The sequence below is a fragment of the Streptomyces sp. NPDC015242 genome (assembly GCF_043079125.1).
Classification (GTDB): Bacteria; Actinomycetota; Actinomycetes; order Streptomycetales; family Streptomycetaceae; genus Streptomyces.
Genome location: NZ_JBIBUF010000011.1, coordinates 233839 through 253728 on the forward strand (window position 1 = coordinate 233839; position 19890 = coordinate 253728).

21 protein-coding genes are annotated in these 19890 nt (G+C 72.5%); 11 read left to right on the top strand and 10 right to left on the bottom strand.

What is annotated here, in order from left to right; all coding sequences use genetic code 11:
- Positions 1-4 precede the first annotated feature (4 nt).
- Positions 5-262, bottom strand: coding sequence for a hypothetical protein (locus ACF07N_RS32500; protein ID WP_094057196.1), 258 nt, complete (start codon positions 260-262; stop codon positions 5-7).
- Positions 263-481: 219 nt separating this feature from the next.
- Between ACF07N_RS32500 and ACF07N_RS32505 the strand changes: the two genes are divergently transcribed.
- A complete protein-coding gene (locus ACF07N_RS32505) occupies positions 482-712 on the top strand; it encodes a hypothetical protein (protein ID WP_383586149.1) in 231 nt (76 codons plus the stop codon).
- 22 nt (positions 713-734) lie between these two features.
- Here ACF07N_RS32505 and ACF07N_RS32510 read toward each other — a convergent pair whose 3' ends face one another.
- Positions 735-1610, bottom strand: a complete 876-nt coding sequence (locus tag ACF07N_RS32510; RefSeq protein ID WP_383334050.1) for a 3-hydroxybutyryl-CoA dehydrogenase — start codon at positions 1608-1610, stop codon at positions 735-737.
- Between the two features lie 174 nt (positions 1611-1784).
- On the opposite strand from ACF07N_RS32510, the gene ACF07N_RS32515 reads away from it, so the two are divergent.
- Positions 1785-3020 (top strand): glycoside hydrolase family 10 protein, encoded by a 1236-nt coding sequence (locus ACF07N_RS32515; protein ID WP_392119928.1) that lies wholly within the window; start codon positions 1785-1787, stop codon positions 3018-3020.
- A gap of 1 nt (position 3021) precedes the next feature.
- Here ACF07N_RS32515 and ACF07N_RS32520 read toward each other — a convergent pair whose 3' ends face one another.
- Positions 3022-3222 carry a DUF1918 domain-containing protein gene (locus ACF07N_RS32520; RefSeq protein ID WP_383334046.1) on the bottom strand — a complete coding sequence of 67 codons (201 nt, stop codon included), beginning with the start codon at positions 3220-3222 and terminating at the stop codon, positions 3022-3024.
- Between the two features lie 95 nt (positions 3223-3317).
- Positions 3318-4238: a DMT family transporter gene (locus tag ACF07N_RS32525; RefSeq protein WP_392119931.1), complete on the bottom strand. Its 921-nt coding sequence runs from the start codon at positions 4236-4238 to the stop codon at positions 3318-3320.
- Between ACF07N_RS32525 and ACF07N_RS32530 the strand changes: the two genes are divergently transcribed.
- The 3 genes from ACF07N_RS32530 to ACF07N_RS32540 all read left to right on the top strand — a co-directional run bounded on the left by ACF07N_RS32530 (position 4237) and on the right by ACF07N_RS32540 (position 6820).
- Positions 4237-5673 (top strand): PLP-dependent aminotransferase family protein, encoded by a 1437-nt coding sequence (locus ACF07N_RS32530; protein WP_392119934.1) that lies wholly within the window; start codon positions 4237-4239, stop codon positions 5671-5673. The two genes, ACF07N_RS32525 and ACF07N_RS32530, sit on opposite strands and share 2 nt — an antisense overlap.
- A gap of 39 nt (positions 5674-5712) precedes the next feature.
- The gene (locus ACF07N_RS32535) at positions 5713-6153 is read left to right on the top strand and encodes a GNAT family N-acetyltransferase (RefSeq protein ID WP_383334041.1); all 441 of its coding nucleotides are present in this window, start codon (positions 5713-5715) and stop codon (positions 6151-6153) included.
- Between the two features lie 73 nt (positions 6154-6226).
- On the top strand, positions 6227-6820 hold the full coding sequence (locus tag ACF07N_RS32540; RefSeq protein ID WP_392119937.1) for a histidine phosphatase family protein: 594 nt from the start codon (positions 6227-6229) through the stop codon (positions 6818-6820).
- Between the two features lie 108 nt (positions 6821-6928).
- Here the strand turns inward: ACF07N_RS32540 and ACF07N_RS32545 are convergent, their stop codons facing one another.
- Positions 6929-7369 (bottom strand): DUF6314 family protein, encoded by a 441-nt coding sequence (locus ACF07N_RS32545; RefSeq protein ID WP_392119940.1) that lies wholly within the window; start codon positions 7367-7369, stop codon positions 6929-6931.
- Between the two features lie 137 nt (positions 7370-7506).
- On the opposite strand from ACF07N_RS32545, the gene ACF07N_RS32550 reads away from it, so the two are divergent.
- From ACF07N_RS32550 to ACF07N_RS32575, 6 genes are all read left to right on the top strand, one after another.
- Positions 7507-9990 carry an alpha-L-arabinofuranosidase C-terminal domain-containing protein gene (locus tag ACF07N_RS32550; RefSeq protein ID WP_392119943.1) on the top strand — a complete coding sequence of 828 codons (2484 nt, stop codon included), beginning with the start codon at positions 7507-7509 and terminating at the stop codon, positions 9988-9990.
- A 121-nt stretch (positions 9991-10111) separates the two neighbouring features.
- A complete protein-coding gene (gene argC, locus ACF07N_RS32555; protein WP_392119946.1) occupies positions 10112-11140 on the top strand; it encodes an N-acetyl-gamma-glutamyl-phosphate reductase in 1029 nt (342 codons plus the stop codon).
- The gene (gene argJ / locus ACF07N_RS32560; protein ID WP_392119949.1) at positions 11137-12288 is read left to right on the top strand and encodes a bifunctional glutamate N-acetyltransferase/amino-acid acetyltransferase ArgJ; all 1152 of its coding nucleotides are present in this window, start codon (positions 11137-11139) and stop codon (positions 12286-12288) included. The genes argC and argJ overlap by 4 nt, the downstream gene beginning before the upstream one ends.
- Complete coding sequence (gene argB / locus ACF07N_RS32565; protein WP_383334030.1) at positions 12285-13190, top strand: acetylglutamate kinase; 906 nt, start codon at positions 12285-12287, stop codon at positions 13188-13190. The genes argJ and argB overlap by 4 nt, the downstream gene beginning before the upstream one ends.
- Positions 13187-14386: an acetylornithine transaminase gene (locus tag ACF07N_RS32570; protein ID WP_392119952.1), complete on the top strand. Its 1200-nt coding sequence runs from the start codon at positions 13187-13189 to the stop codon at positions 14384-14386. The genes argB and ACF07N_RS32570 overlap by 4 nt, the downstream gene beginning before the upstream one ends.
- Positions 14387-14393: 7 nt before the next feature.
- On the top strand, positions 14394-14939 hold the full coding sequence (locus ACF07N_RS32575; RefSeq protein WP_383334026.1) for an arginine repressor: 546 nt from the start codon (positions 14394-14396) through the stop codon (positions 14937-14939).
- A gap of 164 nt (positions 14940-15103) precedes the next feature.
- On the opposite strand, the gene ACF07N_RS32580 is transcribed toward ACF07N_RS32575, so the two are convergent.
- From ACF07N_RS32580 to ACF07N_RS32600, 5 genes are all read right to left on the bottom strand, one after another.
- The gene (locus tag ACF07N_RS32580; RefSeq protein WP_383334139.1) at positions 15104-15844 is read right to left on the bottom strand and encodes an FAD:protein FMN transferase; all 741 of its coding nucleotides are present in this window, start codon (positions 15842-15844) and stop codon (positions 15104-15106) included.
- Positions 15845-15899: 55 nt separating this feature from the next.
- The gene (locus tag ACF07N_RS32585; protein ID WP_392119956.1) at positions 15900-16976 is read right to left on the bottom strand and encodes an FMN-binding protein; all 1077 of its coding nucleotides are present in this window, start codon (positions 16974-16976) and stop codon (positions 15900-15902) included.
- Between the two features lie 40 nt (positions 16977-17016).
- Positions 17017-18399, bottom strand: coding sequence for a ferric reductase-like transmembrane domain-containing protein (locus ACF07N_RS32590; protein ID WP_383334020.1), 1383 nt, complete (start codon positions 18397-18399; stop codon positions 17017-17019).
- Positions 18400-18526: 127 nt separating this feature from the next.
- On the bottom strand, positions 18527-19222 hold the full coding sequence (locus ACF07N_RS32595; RefSeq protein WP_392119960.1) for a L,D-transpeptidase: 696 nt from the start codon (positions 19220-19222) through the stop codon (positions 18527-18529).
- Positions 19223-19225: 3 nt separating this feature from the next.
- The gene (locus ACF07N_RS32600; protein ID WP_392119963.1) at positions 19226-19813 is read right to left on the bottom strand and encodes a pyridoxamine 5'-phosphate oxidase family protein; all 588 of its coding nucleotides are present in this window, start codon (positions 19811-19813) and stop codon (positions 19226-19228) included.
- Positions 19814-19890 lie beyond the last annotated feature (77 nt).

Below are 19890 nucleotides of genomic sequence, written 5' to 3' on the forward strand. Positions count from 1 at the left end.
TGGCTCACCGTCCGAACGCCTGCCAGATCGCCACGACGAGGGCACCCACGGCGGTGAGGGCGGCGACCGCGGGCAGCGGCCAGCGCGCGTGTTCCAGTGTGTGGATCCGGGTGTTGAGTTCCTCGATCTCCTTGGCGGTCTCCTCGGTGCGGTGACTGAGCAGTGCCAGGCCGCCCTCGACGCGGGCGTACGCCACATCGAGGCGGCGTCGTAACTCTGCGAGTTCTCCATGGACGACGGGATGCTCGGGATCGACGGTCACGATTCCGCTCCTTTCCGTAGTCGTGTCACATCCCTGGTATGCGCAATGGAGTCAACTCCCCTGGTGGGCGCCTGGGGAGAGTGTGCGAGGGGCATATGCGAGCCCGCCCCGCACACGGTGTGTGAATGCCGCGAGCCCGGCACCCATCCAGGTGCCGGGCCCGCTGCTTGGCCGAAATCTGACCGTCCGTAACCGGCCGCGGGGGGTACCCGGGATGTCATGACGAAGTGGCAGAAGAACGCGGCGCTCGCGCTGGCGCTCTACGCGCTGTCGGTCCTGGTGATCCGGTACTCCTCCGGCGGCACGGGATGGGGCACGGCGCTGCTGCTCGCCCTCGTGACCACGCCGCTCGCCCTGTGGATGGGCTGGCTGCGCGGCCGCCTGACCGAGCAGGCGGCGGAACGGGCACGCCGCCGCGTCCGTCCGTGGCCGGAGGAGCGGCGGCGTTGAGGCGGCGGCCGTGGCCGGGCGGTCAGCCGTAGGTGTAGAAGCCCGAACCCGTCTTGCGGCCCAGGCGGCCCGCGTCGACCATGCGCTGGAGCAGCGGGGGAGCGGCGTACAGCGGCTCCTTGTACTCCTCGTACATCGACTGCGCGACCGAGGCGACCGTGTCCAGGCCGATCAGGTCGGACAGCTTCAGCGGGCCCATCGGGTGGGCGCAGCCCATCTCCATGCCGTTGTCGATGTCCTCGCGGCTGGCGATGCCCGTCTCGAACATCCGGATCGCGGAGAGCAGGTAGGGGATCAGCAGCGCGTTGACCACGAAGCCGGAACGGTCCTGGGCACGGATCGCGTGCTTGCCGAGCAGCTTCTCGGTGAACAGCTGGGCCCGGCTGATCGTGCCCTCGGACGTGGTGAGCGCCGGGATCAGCTCGACCAGCTTCTGCACCGGGGCCGGGTTGAAGAAGTGGATGCCGATGACCTGGTCCGGCCGCGAGGTCGCCACCGCCAGCTTCACCAGCGGGATGGACGAGGTGTTGGAGGCCAGGATCGCGTCCGGCCGGGTCACGACCTGGTCCAGGACCTGGAAGATCTCGGTCTTGACCTGCTCGTTCTCGACGACCGCCTCGATGACCAGGTCGCGGTCGGCGAATTCGCCGAGGTCCGTGGTGAAGCTCAGGCGGGCCAGCGTGGCCTCGTGCTCCGCCTCGGTGATCTTGCCCCGCTCGGCGGCCTTGGCCAGGGAGCCGAACAGCCGGGTACGGCCGATCTCCAGGGCTTCGCCGGTGGTCTCGGCGACCATGACGTCCAGACCGGCCCGGGCGCACACCTCGGCGATTCCCGCGCCCATCTGACCGCAGCCCACGACTCCGACGCGTGCAATGTCTCCCGCTGGGATGTCCGTCACATCGTCCCTTTCGCTGCTGATCCACGACCGGGCAGGCCGGCCGGGTCTCGGCGCCTGCTCCGTTCGTGCACGTTACCGCCAAGTATCGATGATCGATCGCCGGGGGCGGGTCCGGGTCGGGCATGCTGGCCCGACGGAGATCCGCGACCGGGCGGATCCGCGACATTCTGGGGCATGCGCATGGGACGAGTCTCACGCAGGGCGTTCGCCGTCGCGGCGCTGTCGGCTTTCACGATGACCGCTCCCGCGTCGGCCGCGCCCGGACGCGGGGGCGGAGCGCCCGTCTCCGAGATGCGGGGGATGTGGCTGGCGACCGTGGCCAACCGGGACTGGCCGTCCAAGCCGGGCCTGAGCGCGGCACAGCAGCGCTCGGAGCTCCTCACCCATCTCGACACGGCGGTCCGCAACCGGCTCAACACCGTCATCTTCCAGGTCCGGCCCACGGCGGACGCCCTGTGGCCCTCGCCGTACGAGCCGTGGTCGCAGTACCTGACCGGCACCCAGGGCAAGGACCCCGGCTGGGACCCGCTGGGCACCGCCGTCGAGGAGGCGCACGCCCGGGGCCTGAAACTGCACGCGTGGTTCAACCCCTACCGGGTCGCCGCGCACGCCGACCCCACCCGGCTGGCCGCCTCGCACCCCGCCCGCCGCAACCCCGGCTGGGTCGTCGCGTACGGCGGGAGGCTCGTCTACAACCCGGGGCTGCCGCAGGTGAGGGCCTTCGTCGAGGACGCGATGCTGGACGCGGTGGCGCGCTACCCCGTCGACGGCGTGCACTTCGACGACTACTTCTACCCCTACCCGGTGGCGGGGGAGACCTTCGACGACGACGCGGCCTACGAGGAGCACGGCGGCGGCTTTCCGGACCGGGCGGCCTGGCGGCGGGACAACATCGACCGGCTGGTGCGCGAGACGGCGGACCGCGTGAAGGAGATCCGGCCGGGCACCCGCTTCGGCATCAGCCCCTTCGGCGTGTGGCGTAACGCCTCGACGGACCCGGCGGGCTCGGACAGCCGGGCCGGCGTGGAGACGTACGACGACCTGTACGCGGACACCCGCACGTGGGTGCGCGAGGGCTGGATCGACTACATCGTCCCGCAGCTGTACTGGAACATCGGCTTCGCCGCCGCCGACTACGCCAAGCTGCTGCCCTGGTGGGCGGAGGTCGCGCGCGGCAGCTCGACGCAGCTGTACGTGGGGGAGGCGCTGTACAAGGCGGGCGACCCGGCCCAGCCCGCCGCCTGGCAGGAGCCGGCCGAACTCTCCCGGCACCTGGCGTTCGCCAAGGAGCACGCCCAGGTGCGCGGGCACGTCTTCTTCGCCGCCAGGGACGTGGCGGCCGACCGGATCGGCGCGATGGCGAGGGTGGTCGCCGACCACTACGGGCAACCGGCGGACCCCCCGCGCTGAGTCACGGCCCGGTCGTCGTCTCCCGGTGGCGGATCTCGGTGTCGGGCCCCGGCGAGCACACGCCCTCGTGCCCGTCCTCGAACCGGACGCGGTACGGGGGGCCGCCCTCCTCGCCGAGCACCTCGACGATCTCGCCGACCTTGTCGTGCTGGCCGACCACCCTGCCGTGCTGGACAAGCTGGTCACCCACGGTTGCGCGCATCTGGGGCCTCCTCACAGGGGGGCGGAGCAGCGGTCCGTGGCCCTGAAGTCCACGGCTGCCGGGCGCGGGTGGGCGGGGGCCGTGCCGCGCCCCGCTCAGCCGCGCGCCCGTTGAGTGACGGCGATGCAGACGAGCACCGCCGCCGCCGTCAGCGGGGCGGCCACCGTCAGGCGCTCACCCAGCAGCAGCACCGACCACACCAGTGTGAGCAGGGGCTGGGCGAGCTGCAACTGGCTGGCCTTCGGGATGCCGATGGCCGCCATGCCCCGGTACCAGACGACCAGCCCGAGGAACTGCGAACCCGCCGCGACCCACAGCAGCCCCGTGACGCTGTGCGCGGTGAGCCGCCAGGGCTCCTGGGCGAGCGCCAGGGCGGCCACGGGCACGGTCAGCGGCAGGCACAGCACCAGCGCCCAGCCGATCACCTGCCAGCCCGGCATGACCCGGGCCAGCCGGCCGCCCTCGGTGTAGCCCGCCGCGCACACCAGCAGCGCCGCGAAGAGGTACAGGTCGGCCGTGCTCAGGGCGCCGCCGCTCTGCTGCACGGTGAAGGCGGCCACGGCGACCGCGCCCGCGAGGGCCGCGACCCAGAAGGTGCGCGAGGGACGGGTGCCGACGCGCAGGGCGGAGCAGAGCGCGGTGGTCAGCGGCAGCAGCCCCACCACGACGGCCGCGTGCGCGGTGGTCGAGGTCCGCAGCGCCAAGGTCGTCAGCAGCGGAAAGCCGAGGACGACACCGCCCGCGACGACCGCGAGGCCCGGCCAGTGGCGGCGGGCGGGCAGCGGTACGCGCAGGGCCAGCAGGGCACCGCCCGCGATCAGGGCGGCCAGGACACTGCGCACGGCGACGAGCGACCACGGCCCGAGCCCTTCGAGACCCCAGGCGGTGGCGGGGAAGGTGAGGGAGAAGGCGACGACGCCGAGGGCCGCCTGGAGGGTGCCGACGCCGGGCCGCTCCCGGTCCGGGGCGGCCACTGCTATCGGGGCGGAGGCGGTAGCGCTACTCTGTGCTCTCATGCAAGAGCGTAGCAGCGTGGCTGAACTGGCGGAACGGTTGAGGCAGGAACTCGACCGCTACTCGCCAGGTGGAAAGCTGCCGTCCAGCCGGGCCCTGGTCGAACGGTTCCGGGTCAGTCCGGTGACGGTGTCGCGGGCACTGGCCCAGCTCGCCGCCGAAGGACTCGTGGTGACCCGCCCCGGCGCGGGTGCCTTCCGCGCGCCCTCCGCGGCGGCACCGGCTCCCGCCGGCGACACCTCCTGGCAGGAGGTCGCGCTCAGCGCGGACGGGGCCGCCGACCTCGTACCGCGCTCGGTGGACGCCTCCGGGGTGCTGGTGTCGCTGGCCGCGCCGCCGCCCGGGGTCATCGAGTTCAACGGCGGCTATCTGCACCCCTCCCTCCAGCCCGAGCGGGCGATGGCGGCGGCCCTGTCGCGGGCCGGGCGCCGCCCGGGCGCCTGGGGACGGCCGCCCATGGAAGGGCTGCCCGAGCTGCGCGAGTGGTTCGCGCGGGCCGTCGGCGGCTCCGTCACGGCCGCCGAGGTGCTGATCACGGCCGGCGGCCAGTCCGCCCTGACCACCGCCCTGCGCGCCCTCGCCCCACCCGGCGCGCCCGTCCTGGTCGAGTCGCCGACCTACCCGGGCATGCTCGCCATCGCCCGGGCCGCCGGCCTGCGCCCGGTGCCCGTACCCGTCGACGCCGACGGGGTGAGACCGGAGCTGCTCGCCGACGCGTTCCGCGCCACCGGAGCCCCGGCCTTCGTCTGCCAGCCGCTCTTCCAGAACCCCACCGGCGCCGTGCTCGCCCCCGAGCGGCGCGCCGAGGTGCTGCGCATCGCACGGGCGGCGGGCGCGTTCGTCGTCGAGGACGACTTCGTGCGGCGGCTCGTGCACGAGGACGCCGGGCCGCTGCCGCGCCCGCTCGCCGCCGACGACCCCGACGGCGTCGTCGTCCACGTCTCCTCACTCACCAAGGCGACCTCGCCGAGCTTCCGGGTGAGCGCGCTGGCCGCCCGCGGGCCGGTGCTGGAACGGCTGCGCGCCATCCAGGTCGTCGACACCTTCTTCGTGCCGCGGCCCCTGCAGGAGGCGGCACTCGAACTCGTCGGCTCACCCGCCTGGCCACGGCATCTGCGCGCCGTCTCCGCCGAGCTGAAGGCCCGGCGGGACGCGATGACCGGTGCGCTCGGGCTGCACCTGCCCCAACTGGAGCTCGCGCACGTCCCGTCCGGTGGCTACCACCTGTGGCCGCGCCTGCCCGACGGCGCCGACGAGGCGGCCCTGACGGCGGCGGCCCTGCGGGCGGGCGTCGCCGTCACGCCCGGCCGGCCCTACTTCAGCGCCGAACCGCCCGCCGCGCACCTGCGGCTGAGCTTCGCGGCGGTCGCCGGGACCGGGGAGATCACGGAGGGGGTGCGGCGACTGCGCAGGGCGTGCGAGGAGGTGCTGCGATAACCGCTCGACCCCGGGCGAGTGATTTGCGAGCATCCCGTCATGACCGACACGCCGAGCCTGCCCGAGGGCTACGAGATCTCCACCGACCCCTCCCGCCTGGACGCCGAGCGCGTGCACCGCTGGCTGTCCACCGACGCGTACTGGGCGCTGGGCCGCCCCCGGGAGAAGCAGGACCGGGCGATCGCGGGCTCGCTCAACTTCGGTGTGTACGACACCGCCTCGGGCGAGCAGGTGGCCTACGCGCGCGTCGTCACCGACCGGGCGACCTTCGCCTGGCTGTGCGACGTCTACGTCGACCCGTCGGTGCGCGGCAAGGGCGTCGGCAGCGCGCTCGTCGCGGCCGTGCGGGAGGAGGTGCGGTCGTACGGGGTGCGGCGGGTGCTGCTCGCCACGCACGACGCGCACGGCGTCTACGCGAAGCTGGGGTTCGAGCCGCTGGCGCGGCCCGAGCACTGGATGGCGCTCCTCTTCGGTCAGTGAGGGGCGCCGCACCCACGGTAACTCCCAGGTAACACCTCTTGACCTGCGCACTTGCGGCGCCCACGATCGCCGCATGCCACTTCGGGTCACGTTCGTCGCCGCCGCGCGCAGCTCACCGACGCTCGCCGAGCGTTTCGAGGACGACCGGCCGCTGGACCAGGCCGGCTGGGGCGAGGTGGAGCGCGTCGCCCCCGGGCTGCTGCCGCTCGCGGCGGCCGAGCTGCGCTACTGCTCGCCGACCCCGCGCAGCCGGGCGACGGGGGAGGGGCTGGGCTACGCGCCACTGGTGCAACTCGCCCTGCGTGACTGTGACATGGGCCGGTGGCGCGGGCTGACCCTGGGCGAGGCGATGGCCCGGGAGCCCGAGGCCGTCGACGCCTGGCTGGCCGACCCGCGGGCCACGCCGCACGGCGGTGAGTCGCTGGTGGACTTCGTCGGCCGCGTGGGCGGCTGGCTCGACACCCGGCCCGTGGAGGACGGCTGCCGGGTGGTGGCGGTGGCCGAGCCGTCCGTGATCCGCGCGGCCCTGGTGTACGCGCTGCAGGCGCCCCCGTCGACGTACTGGAACATCGACGTCCGCCCCCTGTCGACGACCACGGTGACGGGCCGGGCGGGCCGCTGGCACCTGCGCTTCGACGGAGCGGCGGCGCAGCGCTCGGGTGCGTGACGGGCCGCCCCACCCGGGCGCGGCACGCGGCACGCGGTCAGGCCCGCACCGCCCGGCGGCCACGGGACCCGCCGGGCGGGCTCCCGTCGCGCGCGCCGTCTGCAAGGCTCAGGTCTCCCGTGCGTACTCGGTGCGCAGCACCAGGTCCTTCGCGGGGCCGCGCACGCGCCACACCGTCCGCCAGTGGTCCGCGTCGCGGACCGTGAACTCACCGCGGTAGAGGTCCGCCGCGCACGGGTGGTCGGCGACGTGCCGTCCGGACGTCAGGTCCAGGTCGTGGAAGGGCCGCCCGTCCGCGAAGCGGACGTCCGCCGTGCCGCCCGGCCCCGGCAGGAACCGCAGCGTCCGCTCGGCCGGCCGGGCCACGCCCTGCCAGACGAACGTGCCCGACTCCAGGTGCAGCAGCCCGCCGGTCTCCCGCGCGTCGAAGAGCGTGCCGCCCGTGAACTCGCCCTCGGCGCCGCTCGCGAGATCCCGCACCGACCGCGTCACGCGCCAGCGGCCCGCCAGGTACGCCAGTACGTCCGGCACTGGCCAGAACTCGCCCATCCTGCCCCGCTCTCCGTCCCGTCCGGTGCTGCGCGACCCATTGACGCGCACCTGCCCCCTCCCTATCTTGCCGTTCGAAGTGCTGACCAATGTCTGATATTTCGAACACTCCTCTACCAGAGAGCCGCGGAGTATCCATGCCACGCACCGCTCGCACGCGAGGGAGAGCCGGCCTCACCGTCACCGCCCTCCTGACGGCGGCAGCCCTCGTACCGGCCCCCGCGCACGCCGAGGACGTCACCGACTACACGATCACCGTCGATCCGTCCGCCCGGGGCGCGGAGATCGACGACACGATGTACGGCGTCTTCTTCGAGGACATCAACCGGGCCGCCGACGGCGGTCTGTACGCCGAGCTCGTGCAGAACCGTTCCTTCGAGTACTCCACCGCCGACAACGGCTCCTACGCGCCCCTGACCTCCTGGACGGCCGCCGGTACGGCCCAGGTGGTGAACGACTCCGGCCGGCTCAACGCGCGCAACCGCAACTACCTCGCCTTGGGCGCCGGTTCGTCCGTCACCAACGCCGGCTACAACACCGGCATCCGGGTCGAGCAGGGCAAGAGGTACGACTTCTCCGTGTGGGCCCGCGCCGAGACCGGCAGCACGCTCACCGTCTCGCTGAAGGACGCCGCGGGCAGTCTCGCCGCGGCCCGCCAGGTCGCCGTCGAGGGCGGCTGGGCGAAGTACAGGGCGACCTTCACCGCGACGCGCACCAGCAACCGCGGCCGTCTCGCCGTCGCCGCGACGCACGCCGCCGCGCTCGACATGGTGTCGCTGTTCCCGCGCGAGACGTACAAGAACCAGCCGAACGGCCTGCGCAAGGACCTCGCCGAGAAGATCGCCGCCCTCGAGCCCGGCTTCGTGCGCTTCCCCGGCGGCTGCCTGGTCAACACCGGCTCCATGGAGGACTACAGCGAGGCGAGCGGCTGGCAGCGCAAGCGCAGCTACCAGTGGAAGGACACCATCGGCCCCGTCGAGGAGCGCGCCACCAACGCCAACTTCTGGGGCTACAACCAGAGTTACGGCCTCGGCTACTACGAGTACTTCCGCTTCTCCGAGGACATCGGCGCCATGCCGCTGCCCGTCGTCCCGGCCCTGGTGACCGGCTGCGGCCAGAACCAGGCCATCGAGGACGACGCGCTGCTGAAGCGGCACATCCAGGACACCCTCGACCTCATCGAGTTCGCCAACGGCCCGGCGACCTCCGAGTGGGGCAGGGTGCGCGCGCGGATGGGCCACCCCGAGCCCTTCCGCCTGACCCACATCGGCGTCGGCAACGAGGAGAACCTCCCAAGGGAGTTCTTCGCCCGCTTCGAGAAGTTCCGGGCCGCCATCAAGGCGAAGTACCCGGACATCACCGTCATCTCCAACTCCGGCCCGGACGACGCCGGCACGACCTTCGACACGGCCTGGCAGCTCAACCGCGAGGGCAAGGTCGACATGGTCGACGAGCACTACTACAACAGCCCGAACTGGTTCCTGCAGAACAACGACCGCTACGACTCCTACGACCGCGAGGGCCCCAAGGTCTTCCTCGGCGAGTACGCCTCCCAGGGCAACGCCTGGAAGAACGGCCTGGCCGAGGCCGCCTTCATGACCGGCCTGGAGCGCAACGCGGACGTCGTGAAACTGGCCTCCTACGCCCCGCTGCTCGCCAACGAGGACTACGTGCAGTGGCGGCCGGACATGATCTGGTTCAACAACCGGGCCTCCTGGAACTCGGCCGACTACGAGGTCCAGAAGCTGTTCATGACCAACGTCGGCGACCGTGTGGTCCCGTCCACGGCCACGACCACGCCGGACGTCAGCGGGCCGATCACCGGCGCCGTCGGCCTGTCGACCTGGGCGACCAGCGCCGCGTACGACGACGTGAAGGTCACCTCGGCGGACGGCGCGACGCTGCTGAGCGACGACTTCTCCGAGGGTGCCGCGCGATGGAGGCACAGCGGCGCCGGCAGCTGGAGCGTCCAGGACGGGCAGTACGTCCAGACCGACACGGCCGCCGAGAACACCCTGGTCACGGCGGGCGACCCGGCCTGGAAGGACTACGACCTGCACGTGAAGGCCACCAAGAAGTCCGGCAAGGAGGGCTTCCTCGTCGCCTTCGGCGTGAAGGACACCGGCAACTACTACTGGTGGAACCTGGGCGGCTGGAACAACACCCAGTCCGCCGTCGAGCAGGCCGTCGACGGCGGCAAGAGCACCCTGCTGACCAAGGCCGGGTCGATCGAGACGGGCCGTGCCTACGACATCGACATCAAGGTGCGCGGCCGGCAGGTCACCCTGTTCCTCGACGGCCAGGAGTGGGGCAGCTTCCGGGACGACAAGCCGGCCGAGCCGTTCCGCCAGGTCGTCACCCACGACGCGAGGACCGGTGACCTGATCGTCAAGGTCGTCAACGCGCAGTCGGCCGAGGCCCGCACGGCCGTCGACCTCGGCGGTGCCAAGGTCGCCTCCACGGCCCGCGTGACCACGCTGGCCGCCGACCAGGACGCGGTGAACACCGAGACGGACACACCGGTGACCCCGGTGACGTCGACCCTCCGGGGCGTGGCCCCGAAGTTCACCTACACCTTCCCGGCGCACTCCGTGACGTTCCTGCGGATCAAGCAGAGGTAGCGCACGCTCCCCCTGGTGGGCCGCTGTCCTCGGACAGCGGCCCACACGCGCGTGACCAGGAAGAGGATTGCATAAACGTGCAGCAATACGTATAGTCATGCCCTCTGAGGAGGAGGATTCCATGGCGGTACGAGCGGCAGTGGCCGGAGCGAGTGGATACGCGGGCGGGGAACTGCTGCGTCTGCTCCTGGCGCACCCGGACGTCGAGATCGGCGCCCTCACCGGCAACTCCAACGCCGGGCAGCGGCTCGGGGCGCTCCAGCCGCACCTGCTGCCACTGGCCGGCCGCGTCTTGCAGGAGACCACCCCTGAGGTCCTCGACGGCCACGACGTCGTCTTCCTCGCGCTGCCGCACGGGCAGTCCGCCGCCGTCGCCGAACGGCTCGGGCCCGACGTGCTGGTCGTCGACATGGGCGCCGACTTCCGGCTCACCGACGCCGCCGCCTGGGAGAGGTTCTACGGCTCGCCGCACGCCGGTACCTGGCCCTACGGCCTTCCCGAACTGCCGGGTGCCCGCGCCGCGCTGGAGGGGTCCAAGCGCGTCGCGGTACCCGGCTGCTACCCGACCGCCGTCTCCCTGGCCCTCGTCCCGGCCTACGCGGCCGGCCTGGCCGAGCCCGAGGCGGTGATCGTCGCCGCGTCCGGCACCTCCGGCGCGGGCAAGGCGCCCAAGCCGCACCTGCTGGGCAGCGAGGTGATGGGCTCGATGAGCCCTTACGGCGTCGGCGGCGGGCACCGGCACACCCCCGAGATCACCCAGAACCTCAGCGCCGCCGCGGGCGGCCCGGTCTCCGTGTCCTTCACGCCGACCCTCGCGCCGATGTCCCGCGGCATCCTCGCCACGTGCAGCGCCAAGGCGACGGACGGCGTCACCGCCGAGGTGCTGCGCGCCGCCTACGAGAAGGCCTACGCGGACGAGCCCTTCGTGCACCTGCTCCCCGAGGGTCAGTGGCCCGCCACGGCGTCCGTCCACGGTTCGAACGCCGTTCAGGTGCAGGTCGCGTACGACGAGGCCGCCGGACGGATCATCGTGATCAGCGCCATCGACAACCTCACCAAGGGCACCGCGGGCGGTGCCGTCCAGAGCATGAACATCGCCCTGGGTCTCGACGAGACCACCGGACTGACGACGATCGGAGTTGCGCCGTGAGCGTGACGGCAGCGAAGGGATTCACGGCGGCGGGCATCGCCGCCGGGATCAAGGAGAACGGCAGTCCCGACCTGGCCCTCGTGGTCAACACCGGGCCCCGCCGCGCCGCCGCCGGCGTCTTCACCGCCAACCGGGTGAAGGCCGCCCCGGTCCTGTGGTCCGAGCAGGTCCTCAAGAGCGGCCAGGTCTCCGCCGTCGTCCTCAACTCCGGCGGCGCCAACGCCTGCACGGGCCCCAAGGGCTTCCAGGACACGCACGCCACCGCCGAGAAGGCCGCCGAGGTCCTCGGGCGGGGCGCCATCGAGATCGCCGTCTGCTCCACCGGCCTCATCGGCGTCCTGCTGCCCATGGACAAACTGCTCCCGGGCGTCGAGCAGGCCGCCGCCGCCCTCAGCGAGCACGGCGGGGAGAAGGCCGCCATCGCCATCAAGACCACCGACACCGTCCACAAGACGTCCGTGGTCACCAAGGACGGCTGGACGGTCGGCGGCATGGCCAAGGGCGCGGGCATGCTCGCCCCCGGCCTCGCCACCATGCTCGTCGTCCTCACCACCGACGCCGACCTCGACAGCGAGAGCCTGGACACGGCCCTGCGCGCCGCCACCAAGGTCACCTTCGACCGGGTCGACTCCGACGGCTGCATGTCCACCAACGACACCGTGCTGCTCCTGGCCTCCGGCTCCTCCGGCATCACCCCCGCGTACGAGGAGTTCGCCGAGGCCGTCCGGCAGGTCTGCGACGACCTCGGGCAGCAGCTCATCCGCGACGCCGAGGGCGCCAGCAAGGACATCAAGGTCGAGGTGGTGGGCGCCGCGACCGAGGACGACGCCGTCGAGGTGGGCCGCTCCATCGCCCGCAACAACCTCCTCAAGTGCGCCATCCACGGCGAGGACCCCAACTGGGGCCGGGTGCTGTCCGCGATCGGCACCACCCGGGCCGCCTTCGAGCCGGACCGGCTCAACGTCGCCATCAACGGCGTCTGGGTCTGCAAGAACGGCGGCGTCGGCGAGGACCGCGAGAAGGTCGACATGCGCTACCGCGAGGTGCACATCGTCGCCGACCTCGCCGCCGGGTCGCAGACGGCGACCATCTGGACCAACGACCTCACCGCCGACTACGTCCACGAGAACAGCGCGTACTCGTCATGAGCACCACGCGGAAGCACACCGCCCTGCCCAAGGCGCAGATCCTCATCGAGGCCCTGCCCTGGCTGGTCCGCCACAACGGCAGGACGGTCGTCATCAAGTTCGGCGGCAACGCCATGGTCGACGAGGACCTCAAGGCCGCCTTCGCCCAGGACGTCGTCTTCCTGCACCACGCCGGCCTCAAGCCGGTCGTCGTGCACGGCGGCGGCCCGCAGATCAGCGCCGCCCTCGACCAGCACGGCATCGTCAGCGAGTTCAAGGCGGGTCTGCGGGTGACCACCGAGGACGCCATGGACGTCGTGCGCATGGTGCTGGCCGGTCAGGTGCAGCGCGAACTGGTCGGGCTGCTCAACCGGCACGGACCGCTCGCCGTGGGCCTGACGGGCGAGGACGCGCACACCATCACCGCCACCAAGCACCGGCCCGAGATCGACGGCGAGCCGGTCGACATCGGCCGGGTCGGCGAGATCACCGCGATCGACACGGGCGTCGTCGAGGCCCTGCTCGCCGACGGCCGCATCCCGGTCGTCTCCTCGATCGCCCGCTCCCAGGACGACGGACATGTCTACAACGTCAATGCTGATACGGCGGCTGCGGCACTCGCTGCTGCACTGGGCGCCGAAACCCTCATGGTCCTCACGGACGTCGAGGGACTCTACGAGGACTGGCCGCACAGCGACGAGGTGATCAGCCGCCTCACCGCCACCGAGCTGGAGCGGCTGCTGCCGGACCTGTCCTCCGGCATGGTGCCGAAGATGGAGGGCTGCCTGCACGCCGTGCGCAACGGCGTGAACACCGCCCGCGTCATCGACGGCCGGGTCCAGCACTCGATCCTGCTGGAGATCTTCACCGACGAGGGGATCGGCACGATGGTCGTGCCCGACGAGAAGGGGGATGCCGTATGACCGCGAACGAGGACCTCACCGAGCGGTGGCAGGGCGCCCTCATGAACAACTACGGCACCCCGCTGCTGCCCCTCGTGCGCGGTGCGGGCACCGCCGTCTGGGACGCCGACGGCACGCGCTACCTCGACTTCGTCGGCGGCATCGCGACCAACGCCCTCGGCCACGCCCATCCGGCGATCGTCGAGGCCGTGACCCGGCAGATCGGCTCCCTCGGCCACATCTCCAACTTCTTCATGGCCGACCCGACGGTGACGCTCGCCGAACGGCTGCTGCGGCTCTTCGGCCGGGACGGCCGGGTCTTCTTCTGCAACTCCGGCGCCGAGGCCAACGAGGCCGCCTTCAAGATCGGCCGGCTGACCGGGCGCACCCACGTCGTGGCCACCGAGGGCGCCTTCCACGGCCGGACCATGGGTGCCCTGGCGCTCACCGGCCAGCAGGGCAAGCGCGAACCGTTCCTGCCGCTGCCCGGCGACGTCACCCACGTGCCGTTCGGCGACGCGCAGGCCCTGGCCGCCGCCGTCACCGAGGAGACCGCCCTCGTCGTCCTGGAGCCGATCCAGGGCGAGCTCGGCGTCGTCGTCCCGCCCGCCGGGTACCTCAAGGCCGCCCGGGCGATCACCGCCGCGACCGGGGCGCTCCTCGTGCTGGACGAGGTGCAGACCGGTATCGGCCGGACCGGGCACTGGTTCGAGTACCAGGCCCACGAGGGCGTCCTGCCCGACGTGGTCACCCTGGCCAAGCAGCTCGGCGGCGGGCTGCCGCTGGGGGCGACCGTCGCCTTCGGGCGGGCCGCGGAGCTGCTCCGGCCCGGCCACCACGGCACGACCTTCGGCGGCAACCCCGTCGCCTGCGCCGCCGGACTCGCCGTCCTCGACACCATCGAGAACGAGGCACTGCTGGAGAACGTCAAGCGGCAGAGCGAGAGGTTGCGGGACGGCATCGAGGGCCTCGGCCACCGGTTGATCCATTCCGTCCGGGGCGCCGGCCTCCTCCTGGGTATCGTGCTCACCGAGCCGCTCGCGCCGCAGGTGCGCCAGGCGGCTCAGGAGGCCGGTTTCCTGGTGAACGCGCCCGCCCCCGACGTCGTCCGGCTGATGCCGCCGCTGAATCTGCGCGACGACGAGGTGGACGCCTTCCTGGGGGCACTGCCCGGCATCCTGCAGGCAGTCAACGGGGACGGACGATCCGGGGAATGAGACGACGATGAGCCAGGCGCAGGACCACGAGCAGCCGGGGGCGAACGGGCCCGCCGTGCCGCAGACCCGCACCGCACGCCACCGCCGGATCGTGGACATCCTCAACCGGCAGCCGGTCCGCTCGCAGAGCCAGCTCGCGAAGCTGCTCGCCGACGACGGGCTGAGCGTCACGCAGGCGACGCTCTCCCGGGACCTGGACGAGCTGAACGCGGTGAAGATCCGCAACCCCGAGGGGGATCTGATCTACGCGGTGCCGAGCGAGGGCGGGTTCCGCACCCCGCGGGCCCCGCTGGGCGGGTCGGCCAAGGAGGAGCGGATGCGGCGGCTCTCCCAGGAGCTGCTGATCTCCGCGGAGGCCTCCGCGAACCTCGTGGTCCTGCGCACCCCTCCGGGGGCCGCGCAGTTCCTGGCCTCGGCGATCGACCAGGCCGAACTGCACGACATCCTGGGGACGATCGCCGGGGACGACACGCTGCTGCTGATCAGCAGGGAGCCGACGGGCGGTCAGGCGCTGGCCGACCATCTGCTGCGGCTGGCGCAGAACGGGCACTGAGGGCTGCCGCCGGCTGGTGTGGGGACGGTCGGCTTCCGGGTGCGGGTGCGGGTGCGGGTGCGGGTGCTGAGCGCCGTGCGGGGTGCCGGGGGTGGGCGTGTGCGGGTGGGCTGTGGCCGGTCGCGCAGTTCCCCGCGCCCCTCAGGGCGCCTCCCGGGCCGGGCTCACCCCAGCCGGGTCGCCAAGCCGTCCGTGCACCGCACCTCGTCACCCGCCGTGATCAGCAGCGCCTCCACGTCCGGCAGCGACTCCAGCCACGCCAGCCCCTGCCGCGAGCCCATCGCGAACGCCGCCGTCGCCCAGCAGTCCGTCCACGTCAGCCGGGGCCCCACCACCGTCACGGCGACCAGGTCGGTCACGGCCGAACGGCCGGTGCGCGGGTCGACGATGTGCGCGCCGCGCTCCGCAGTACCGGACGTGGCCACCGACAGCTCCCGCACCCCGGCCGCGGAGACCACCGCCGCCAGCCCGCCCGGCCGCACCGGGTCCGACACCCCCACCCGCCAGGGCCGCTGCGGCTCCGGAGCCCCCAGCAACTGCACGTCGCCGCCGCCGTTGACGCTCACCCCGCACACCCCGGGCACCTCCGCCAGCCGCCGCGCCGCCCGTTCGACCGCCCAGCCCTTGACGATGCCGGTCGGATCGAGGCGGCCCCGGTACGACGTGCTGAACCAGCCGTCGCTCACCCGCTCCGCCTCGGCGGCCAGCTCCAGTACCTCGGCGACCTCGGGATCGCACTGCCCGACGCTCACCTCACCGCGCTGCAGCCGGGAGACCTGGCTGTCCTCGCGGTAGGTGCTGAACACCTCGTCGACCCGGTGCAGCCCGGCCACGACCTCGTCCAGGGCCGCGCGCACGGCGGCCGGTTCCCCGCCGCGGACGTCGAGGGAGAAGACGGTCCCCATCGTCTCCTCCACATGACGCACCGCGGCGGGAGCCTGTGCGGAGTCGGCCACCGTGTCAGCCACCGGCCTGGTCCAGCGCCGACTGGAGGGACTTTTTGTAGCCGGTGCTGGTGTAGGTGGCGCCGGAGACGGAGTCGATCTGTGCGGTGCCGGTGGCGACGGCGGCCTGGTTGAGGCGGGGGACGGAGGCGGCGGTGATCTGGTCGCTGCGGCCGCCCTTGGGGGCCTGGACCGCCTCGGCCTTGGTGATCTTCCCGCCCGCGACGGTGATCCGGACCTGGACCGGCCCGTACTCGGTCTGGGCCACGCTCCCGGTGAGCGTCCGGGGCTGCGCCTGCTCCTGTCCGCCTCCCGAGCCGGCCGCCTGCGAGGAGCCGCCCTGCGCCGGGGCCTTGTCGAGGGCGGACTGGAGGGACTTTTTGTAGCCGGTGCTGGTGTAGGTGGCGCCGGAGACGGAGTCGATCTGTGCGGTGCCGGTGGCGACGGCGGCCTGGTTGAGGCGGGGGACGGAGGCGGCGGTGATCTGGTCGCTGCGGCCGCCCTTGGGGGCCTGGACCGCCTCGGCCTTGGTGATCTTTCCGCCCGCGACGGTGATCCGGACCTGGACGGGCCCGTACTCGGTCTGCGCGACGTCACCGGTCACCGTCCGGGCGGCGCCCGAGCCGGAGTCCGCGCCCTGCGCGGCGCCCGCCGCCGCCTTCGCCTTGTCCAGGGCGGACTGGAGGGACTTCTTGTAGCCGGCGCTGGTGTACGTCGCGCCGGACACGGCGTCGATGTCCGCGCTCTGCGCCGCGACAGCCGCCTGGTTGAGACGCGGCACGGCGTTGGCGGTGATCTGGTCGCTCTGGCCGCCCTCGGGGGTCCGGACCGCCTCGGCCTTGGTGATCCTGCCGTTGCTCATGGTCACGCGGACCTGGACCGGACCGTACTGCGTCTGCGCCGCGTCACCGGTGACCGCGCCGTTCACGCCGCCCTGCGGGGCCTGCCCGGCCGCCGCGGGCGGCACCTGCCCGCCCGCCGCCTGGGCGGCGCCCGGGTCGGAGGCCGGCTTCAGTGACAGCAGCAGCACGATCCCGGAGACGGTGGCTGCGCCGGCGAGCACGGCACGCCGGACGGGGTGAGACTTCCTCATCGTTTCCCAAACTCCTGAAGGGCCGTTGGTGTCCCGTCGCTCACATCTCGAACGACTCGTGATGGATACGGCGGGCGGGGACTCCCGCGCCGCGCAGTGCCTCGTAGACCGACTGCGCGAAACCGGGCGGCCCGCACATGAAGACGTCGTGGTCGCCGATGTCCGGGATCTTCCGCTGGAGGGACTCGGCGGAGATGTCGGGGCGTTCCCCGTCCGGGCTGTTCACCGCGTACATCAGCCGCGCGCCGCGCTCGTCGGCGATCTTGGCCAGCTCGCCCCACAGGGCCAGGTCCTGGGTGCTGTTGGCGCGGTAGAGCAGCGTGATGTCGCCGGACGCGCCGGGCAGCGTCTCGAACAGGGCCCGCATCGGGGTGATCCCGACACCGCCCGCCACCAGCAGCACCTTGCCGCGGCTGCGGCGCTGCGCGGTCATCGCGCCGTAGGGGCCCTCCGCCCACACCCGGGTGCCGGGCTCCAGGTCGCGCAGCCGCTCGGTGTGGTCGCCGATCGCCTTGACGGTGATCCGCAGCATGTCCGGGCGGGGCGCCGCCGACAGGGAGTACGGATGGGAGCTGAAGCGCATGCCCGGCGCCATGAAGCGCCAGCGGAAGAAGTGCCCGGCCTCCGCGCCCATCCGGTGCAGCCTGCGCCCGCCGATCAGCACGGACACGATGCCGGGGGTCTCCTCGATGACCGCCTCGACGCGCATGCGGTGCCGCAGGTTCAGCCGGATCGGGGTGAGGATCCGGTACCAGACGACGAGCGCGGTCACCGCTCCGTACAGCCCGTACCAGAAGGTCTTCGCGGTGGGCTCGACGGCGAACTCGTTGCCCGTGGTGATCTGGTGCCAGAACGTCAGGTACACCGCCGCGTAGGTCAGCAGGTGCACGTGGTACCAGGTGTCGTACCCGATCAGCCGGCGCACGCCGCCGATCGACAGGATGCCGATGAGGAACAGCAGACCCGTGCCGATGGCCGCCTTGCCCATGTCCGGCAGCTGGCCGACCGAGTCGACGGTCTGCTGGACGACGTCGCCGAGCCCCTTGCCGGCCTGCAGGGCATAGCCCCACATGATGAGGAAGACGTGGGCGAGGACCAGGCAGAGGGTGTAGCGGCCGGTCATGGCGTGCCAGCGCGCGACCCGGTCGGTGCCCACCCGCCGCTCCAGGGCCGGGACGCGCGCCATCTGGAGCACCACCAGTGCCATCAGGTAGCCGGCGAGCAGGCCCGTGATCCGGCCGGCCGCCACGATCTTGCTCGTGGTGTCGGCGAGGGACGGTGTGTTGTCCCACCACAGCCACAGCACCGCCGCCGCTCCCGCCCACAGGGCGATCAGCAGCGGTACGGCCGGGGAGCGGCGCGGGCGGATGCGGCGCATCGTCTGGCGGCGGGCGGCACGGCCGCCTGCGAGCGTGGTGGTCACGGTTCCTCCGTGGGGACTTGACCCTTGGCCCACAGATACGTGCCGGGACACGGGAGTGTTCAGCCGTGCACCGAGTCGTGTGCGGACCCCCGTGACCGGCGGTGACAGCCGCGCGGCCGTGGGGACGTCAGAGGCGAGTGACGGCGGTGCTCCCGCTCTCCGTTCCCACGGCGATGTGCGGCCGCCGCGCGGGGTCCGTCCAGGCCAGGATCCGCCGCATCGCGGCCCGGGAGACGGACACGCAGCCGGCCGTCGGGCCCCGGCCGTGGACGTGGAGGAAGATGCCGGCACCGCGCCCGCGCACGGGACGCGCGTAGTTGAAGCCGATGACCAGCGCGTGCGCGTACTGGGTCCGGTAGGTGATCAGGTGCTCGGACTCGGCGGCCCGGCAGTCGGCCGCGCGGGGCTCGCTCCAGCGGTTGTAGGAGCGCGAGCCGTTGTCCTGGCACCACCAGGAGTCCTGCCGCACCCGGCGGTACGGGTAGGCCGTCCCGCGCGGCGCCGCCTCGATGCCGAACGCGTACGGCAGGTCGTACAGACCGGTGGGGGTGGTGTTCGTGCCCTGCCGGCGTGCGGCGCCCTCGACGAGCCCCTTCGCACCGAAACGCGCGGGCGCGGAGCCCGCCTTCACCCACCGGCCGCCCGGGACCCGGTCCCACCAGGTGACCGTGCCCGTCGTGGAGGAGGTCCGCGGGGCCACCGCGGTGATCAGCTGGGTGCCGCCGCCGGTGTGCGCCATCCGGTCCGGCAGCGGCGGCGCGGGCGGCCCGGCGCCGAGCAGCAGGAGGCCGGAGACGGTGAGGGCGACGGCACCGGGACGCATGCCTCAGACCGTAGAGGGCGGCAGCGGCAACGGCAGCCCGGGGAGTCCGTCCAGGCTGGTGGCGATGTGCTCCTTCTTGGTGAAGTACGCGTCGAGCGAGGCGTCGTCCTCGCGGCCGAACCGCTTGCCGTGCAGGTCCCGGTCCTCCTCGTAGGCCATGAAGGGCACCGCGTACCCGCAGGTGTCGCGGACGAGTTCGGCCGTGACCACGATGATCGCGCGCAGTCCGTGCGGGGCGGGGTCGATGTCGGGGAAGCGGGTGAGCAGCTGCGCGAAACGGGGGTCGTCGCGGAAAACCGGCTCGCCCCTGCCGTGCACGCGCACGATGTTGGGCGGGCCCTGGAAGGCGCACCACATCAGGGTGATCCGGCCGTTCTCGCGCAGATGGGCGATGGTCTCGGCGTTGGAGCCCGCGAAGTCGAGGTAGGCCACGGTCTGCTCGTCGAGCACCGCGAAGGAGCCCTTGAGGCCCTTGGGGGAGAGGTTGATCGTGCCGTCGGCGGACAGGGGCGCGGTGGCGGTGAAGAAGACCGGCTGCGCTTCGATGAACGAGCGGAGCCGGCCGTCTATCCCCTCATGAGTCTTTCCCATGTCCAACGACTATGGACCCACATCATTCGCCTGTCTAAGGAATTGCGGGATCCGGTCACCTCTGCCGGATCCCGCCC

Excerpts from the sequence above, each read along its gene's own strand:
- ACF07N_RS32505 (WP_383586149.1), top strand. The coding sequence starts at position 482 with ATGACGAAGTGGCAGAAGAACGCGGCGCTCGCGCTGGCGCTCTACGCG.
- ACF07N_RS32515 (WP_392119928.1), top strand. The coding sequence starts at position 1,785 with ATGCGCATGGGACGAGTCTCACGCAGGGCGTTCGCCGTCGCGGCGCTG.
- ACF07N_RS32520 (WP_383334046.1), bottom strand. The coding sequence starts at position 3,222 with ATGCGCGCAACCGTGGGTGACCAGCTTGTCCAGCACGGCAGGGTGGTC.
- ACF07N_RS32530 (WP_392119934.1), top strand. The coding sequence starts at position 4,237 with ATGCAAGAGCGTAGCAGCGTGGCTGAACTGGCGGAACGGTTGAGGCAG.
- ACF07N_RS32525 (WP_392119931.1), bottom strand. The coding sequence starts at position 4,238 with ATGAGAGCACAGAGTAGCGCTACCGCCTCCGCCCCGATAGCAGTGGCC.
- ACF07N_RS32535 (WP_383334041.1), top strand. The coding sequence starts at position 5,713 with ATGACCGACACGCCGAGCCTGCCCGAGGGCTACGAGATCTCCACCGAC.
- ACF07N_RS32540 (WP_392119937.1), top strand. The coding sequence starts at position 6,227 with ATGCCACTTCGGGTCACGTTCGTCGCCGCCGCGCGCAGCTCACCGACG.
- ACF07N_RS32545 (WP_392119940.1), bottom strand. The coding sequence starts at position 7,369 with ATGGGCGAGTTCTGGCCAGTGCCGGACGTACTGGCGTACCTGGCGGGC.
- ACF07N_RS32550 (WP_392119943.1), top strand. The coding sequence starts at position 7,507 with ATGCCACGCACCGCTCGCACGCGAGGGAGAGCCGGCCTCACCGTCACC.
- argC (WP_392119946.1), top strand. The coding sequence starts at position 10,112 with ATGGCGGTACGAGCGGCAGTGGCCGGAGCGAGTGGATACGCGGGCGGG.
- argB (WP_383334030.1), top strand. The coding sequence starts at position 12,285 with ATGAGCACCACGCGGAAGCACACCGCCCTGCCCAAGGCGCAGATCCTC.
- ACF07N_RS32570 (WP_392119952.1), top strand. The coding sequence starts at position 13,187 with ATGACCGCGAACGAGGACCTCACCGAGCGGTGGCAGGGCGCCCTCATG.
- ACF07N_RS32575 (WP_383334026.1), top strand. The coding sequence starts at position 14,394 with ATGAGCCAGGCGCAGGACCACGAGCAGCCGGGGGCGAACGGGCCCGCC.
- ACF07N_RS32580 (WP_383334139.1), bottom strand. The coding sequence starts at position 15,844 with ATGGGGACCGTCTTCTCCCTCGACGTCCGCGGCGGGGAACCGGCCGCC.
- ACF07N_RS32585 (WP_392119956.1), bottom strand. The coding sequence starts at position 16,976 with ATGAGGAAGTCTCACCCCGTCCGGCGTGCCGTGCTCGCCGGCGCAGCC.
- ACF07N_RS32595 (WP_392119960.1), bottom strand. The coding sequence starts at position 19,222 with ATGCGTCCCGGTGCCGTCGCCCTCACCGTCTCCGGCCTCCTGCTGCTC.
- ACF07N_RS32600 (WP_392119963.1), bottom strand. The coding sequence starts at position 19,813 with ATGGGAAAGACTCATGAGGGGATAGACGGCCGGCTCCGCTCGTTCATC.